The 586-nt window shown below is 55.5% G+C and carries 1 protein-coding gene; it reads right to left on the bottom strand.

What is annotated here, in order from left to right; translation table 11 throughout:
- Window positions 1-162: 162 nt before the first annotated feature.
- Window positions 163-543: a hypothetical protein gene (locus tag ACR0C3_RS23300; protein WP_480760791.1), complete on the bottom strand. Its 381-nt coding sequence runs from the start codon at window positions 541-543 to the stop codon at window positions 163-165.
- Between the last annotated feature and the right edge of the window lie 43 nt (window positions 544-586).

Here is a 586-nt window from a genome sequence, read left to right as displayed (position 1 = left end):
TCATCTCGGCTGACACGGTATTCCTCGCGGCTGTTCTTGGGGATCTGGGTAATGAGGGCCATTAGCGACCCTCGCCGTAGTAAAGGGTTGCTACGATGCGTGCAGCGGCTTCTGAGAGGCCGTGCTTGCGACGAAGAGTGGATACTTGCAGGTCAACGGTCCTCATGCCGCCACCCCGCGCTCTTCAACCAACTCGATTTTGCCGACGAGGAAGTAGATGCCGAACCGCTCGCGCCCGGTTTCCGGGTCGTTGTTGTAAAGCTTGCACCCTATGTTAACGCCGTCATCGCGCCGCAGGGGCGGCAGCACCTTGTCTGACAGACGACAGTAGCTGGCTGCGTACAATGGAGACCGCATCAGGACCTCTAGAACTTGGCGCTTGTGTTTGGACGCGTAGATTTCGCGTAGTTCCTGACCCGGATCGGTGACCCGATAGAGGGCAGGAGTCTTCAGGTTTGGAAGGTCTGCCCAGCGATACACGCGCAGTGCGTTCGAGGGTGGAAGTTCAGTTTGGATTGTTAGGTTTTGTTCGAAAGTATTCATCTATTGCCTTTCTTTAATTGAAAGACATCGGGCTTTCGGCTAT

The sequence above is a fragment of the Ruegeria sp. CK3 genome, from assembly GCF_056536565.1.
The sequence above is the reverse complement of the archived record's forward strand: the minus strand, read 5'-3'. Positions and strand labels throughout refer to the sequence as shown.

Coding starts and splice junctions, on each gene's coding strand:
- ACR0C3_RS23300 (WP_480760791.1), bottom strand. CDS start 543: ATGAATACTTTCGAACAAAACCTAACAATCCAAACTGAACTTCCACCC.